The organism is bacterium, from assembly GCA_036524115.1.
GTDB lineage: Bacteria > JAUVQV01 > JAUVQV01 > JAUVQV01 > DATDCY01 > DATDCY01.
This window is the reverse complement of sequence record DATDCY010000022.1, coordinates 1-3,640: the sequence shown is the minus strand read 5'-3', so window position 1 is coordinate 3,640 and position 3,640 is coordinate 1. Positions and strand designations below refer to the sequence as shown.

The window sequence follows — 3,640 nt, the reverse complement described above, 5'->3', positions numbered from 1 at the left end:
GCCCGCGCGGCCGCGCGCGGCGACGCCGCCGGCGCTTTCGGTCGTCCTCTACGGCGCCGACGGCCTGCTCGCCCACTGCCTGTCGGCGGCGTGCCGCGCCGAGGGGATCCACGTCTTCTCGACGAGCGAAGAGGGCGATATCGAGCCGGTCGTCGCCCAGTGCCTCGCCAAGGGCGGGGTGCCGGTGCTTCTGATCGACGCCCCGGTGAGCGCCGACCCGCGCTTCGCCCCGCGGGCCCTCGCGAACCTGCGCCGCCGCCAGCAGGAGGCGCGGCCTGGGCTGTGCAGCGTCCAGCTCGCCGCCCCCGGGGGCCCGTTCCTCCCGGCCGCCCCCTCCGAGGGGGTCGTGGCGGTCTTCGCCAGGCCGCCCCGGGAGACGCCGCCGGCCGCGCTCATCGACGGCCTCGAGGGCTTCCTGGCGGTCTTTCCGGGACAGCTGCGGGCCCACGTCCGCTCGCAGGTCCCCTGGGCGCTCTCGCGCCTGAGGGACTCGCTGACGGCGCTGCGCGATTTCAACGACGGCTCCTCGGTCGCGCTGAGCGTGCTGCGCAGCGTTGCCGGCACCTGGGAACGTGCGCTGACCCTCGTCGTGCGCGGCCGCGAGCTGCACGCCGAGCGCGGGATCGGGTTTGCGCGCGGCGCGGGCCGCGAGCCCCTGCCGCTGGAGGGCCCGCCGCTGCGCATCGCCGCCGCGGACTCGCCGCTGCTCGCCGGGGCCATCGACGGGGGACGCTGCGGGCTCGCCGACATCGCGGCGGACGGCTCGCTGCGGGCGCTCCACGCCCGCGTGGGCGCCCCGCGCCACCCGGCAGCGTTGCTCGTGCCGCTGCGCGCGGCGGGCACGACCGTCTCCGTGACGTACGCCGACTTCGGGCAGCGCGAGCCGGGCCCGGTCGACCTCGAGCTGATCGAGACCCTCGCGGGGCAGGCCGGGCTGGCCCTCGAGCGCATCCTCTATCGCAGGCGGGCGGAGAAGGCCGCGCCGTAGCGCGGCGCGCGACGGCGGCGGCACAACAGGCAAGGGGTCAGACGATGGACATGAACCTGCTGCTCCAGATCCTCGGGATCGCCTTCGAGAAGAAGGTCTCCGACGTCCACTTCGAGGTGGAGAACCCGCCGTTCTTCCGCGTGCGCGGCCAGCTCGTGCGCGCCCGGCTGCCGGCCCTGACCGCCGCCGACACCGAGTTCATCGTCAATACCATCATGCAGCACAACGGCCGCGCCTTCCCCGAGGGGCTGCGCGAGCTGGACGCCTCGTACTCGCTCCCCGACGGCGGGCGCTTCCGGGTGAGCATCTTCCGCCAGCGCGGCGCCTTCGGCATCGTCATGCGCGTGATCCCGCCGCAGGTCGGCACCTTCCAGGACCTGCGCCTGCCGCCGGTGCTCGCCGACATCGCCCGCGCCCCCAACGGCCTGGTCCTGGTCACCGGCCCGACGGGCAACGGCAAGTCGACGACGCTTGCCTCGATGCTGCGGCACATCAACGACACGTGCACCTACAACATCGTGACGATCGAGGACCCGATCGAGTTCCTCTTCCGCTCGGGCAAGAGCTGCATCGTCCAGCGCGAGGTCGGCATCGACACGCTGGGCTTCGGCCCCGCGCTGCGCACCGCCATGCGCATGGACCCGGACATCATCATGGTCGGCGAGATGCGCGACCTCGAGACGATCGAGGGGTGCATCCGCGCGGCCGAGACCGGGCACCTCGTGCTCTCGACGCTCCACACGCAGGGCGCCGTCTCGACGGTCAGCCGCCTCATCGGCTTCTTCCCGCCCGAGGCGCAGGCGGTCATGCGCCAGCGGCTCGCCGACATCATCGTCGCGACGGTCTCGTTGCGGCTGATCAAGGACAAGACGGGTGAGATGATCATCCCGGTCGTCGAGATCATGCGCGCCACGACCACGATCCAGGCCTGCATCCGCGAGGGCAAGCTCGACGAGATCGAGCGGCACATCGAGAAGGGCCGCACGCAGTACCAGATGCAGACGCTCGATCAGCACCTCATCGAACTGGTCCAGGCCGGGCAAATCGCCATGGAGCAGGCGGCCACGATCACGCGCTCCATGGACCTCGAGCGCAAACTCACCTTCGGGGAGTGACGCCCGTGAGGCCGGCTGCGACGCTCGGCGCGCTCGCGCTGGCCGCGGCGCTCCTCCGGCCGGCCGCGCCGGCGGCGGCCGCCGTTGAGCTGTGCGCGGCGCTGGACGGCTCGGGCAGCATCGCGCCGGACCAGTTCGCGCTCCAGCTCGAGGGGCTGGCGCGCGCCGTCGAGGACCCGGCCGTCGTACCGCGTGACGGCTCCGTCACCGTCTCGGTGGTCGTCTTCATGTGGGGCGCCGCGGTCGAGGTCCCCGCGACCGTGGTCTCCGGCGAGGCGGACGCCCTCGGCCTCGCGGCGGCCGTGCGCGCCATCCCGCCCGTCCCCTGGCCGCTGAATCACCGCACCGACATGGTCGCCGCCATCGAAGCCTGCTTCGGCCAGTTCCGCGACCCCGCGGCGCGGTGGGTCATCGACATCTCCACCGACGGCCGGCACAGCACCACGATCGGCACCGACCCCTTCGCGGCCCGCGACGCCGCGGTCGCGGCCGGCCTCGACGCCCTCAACGCGCTTGGCGTCGGGGAGGCCGACCTCGCCTTCCTCGAGCGGCTCGTCTGGCCGCAGCCGGCGTCGGCCCCGCCCGCGGACGGCTTCGTGGTCATGGTCCCGGACTTCACGGCCTACGTCGCGGCGATGCGCGAGAAGGTCCGCACCGAAGTCGCGCTCGAGGTCGCGCTCGACGTCAAGCCGGGGTCGTGCCCGAACCCGTTCCTCGTCGGCAGCCAGGGGCTGCTCCCCGTCGCCGTCCTCGGGGGCCCGGCGTTCGACGTCGCCGCCATCGACCCGGCGACCCTCACCGTCGCCGGCGTGCCGCCCGTGCGCTGGTCGTACGAGGACGTCGCCGCGCCGTTCGAAGGCCGCAAGGACTCCTGCGGCAGCTGCACGACGACCGGGTCGGACGGCTACACCGACCTCGTGCTGCACGTCGACCGCCAGGCCCTGGCCGCGGCGATCGGCGGCGCGGCCGACCGCGCCTGCGTGCTCCTCGAACTGCGCGGCAACCTCCTGCCCGCCCAGGGCGGCGGGCCGGTTCGGGGCGCGGACGTGCTGCGCGTCCAGCGCCGCTAGCCGGCGTCGAGGCTGCAAAGCGAAGGCGACCGCCCCGCTACTGGTTCCACCAGATGTAGTCCGCGTCCTCCCGGAGGATGTCGTAGCGCTGCTGGCTGTCGTCCCCCGAGGGAAGGATGATCTTCACCGGGACGTCCGTGATCGTGGCGAGCCGCCCCGGGATGCCGTGCCGCCACGCGTGGAAGCTGCCGCAGAAGACGAGCACCACGTGGTCCGGCCGCGCGCGCAGGAAGTCGGCGATCGTGCGGGCCATGGCGGCGTCCCAGACGATCTGCGCCTCGCAGAAGTTGGCGAAGGCCGCGGAACCGAGGGGCCTTCCCGTGAGCCGGTGCAGCACGTCCGCGTAGCGCGGGGAGACATCGCAGGAGTTGACGCCGAGCTGGCGCCGCTGCTCCGCCGAGAGCGAGCGGAAGCCGCCGCGGCCCACCTGCTCCACGATGGCCGTGGCGATGTTCAGCCCGATCAGC

At 73.5% G+C, this 3,640-nt stretch carries 4 protein-coding genes; 3 read left to right on the top strand and 1 reads right to left on the bottom strand.

The window, feature by feature from the left end:
• The 3 genes from VI078_01265 to VI078_01255 form a co-directional block, all read left to right on the top strand.
• The coding region (locus VI078_01265; protein HEY5997919.1) for a GAF domain-containing protein at window positions 1-988 on the top strand (988 nt) is incomplete at its 5' end.
• 44 nt (window positions 989-1,032) lie between these two features.
• On the top strand, window positions 1,033-2,103 hold the full coding sequence (locus VI078_01260) for a PilT/PilU family type 4a pilus ATPase (GenBank protein HEY5997918.1): 1,071 nt from the start codon (window positions 1,033-1,035) through the stop codon (window positions 2,101-2,103).
• Window positions 2,104-2,108: 5 nt separating this feature from the next.
• Window positions 2,109-3,173 carry a DUF1194 domain-containing protein gene (locus tag VI078_01255; GenBank protein HEY5997917.1) on the top strand — a complete coding sequence of 355 codons (1,065 nt, stop codon included), beginning with the start codon at window positions 2,109-2,111 and terminating at the stop codon, window positions 3,171-3,173.
• A 37-nt stretch (window positions 3,174-3,210) separates the two neighbouring features.
• Here VI078_01255 and VI078_01250 read toward each other — a convergent pair.
• On the bottom strand, window positions 3,211-3,640 hold a 430-nt coding region (locus VI078_01250), incomplete at its 5' end, for a ChaN family lipoprotein (protein ID HEY5997916.1).

What these genes read in the sequence shown, in the direction of transcription:
- VI078_01260 (HEY5997918.1), top strand. Translation starts at nt 1,033, where the DNA reads ATGGACATGAACCTGCTGCTCCAGATCCTCGGGATCGCCTTCGAGAAG.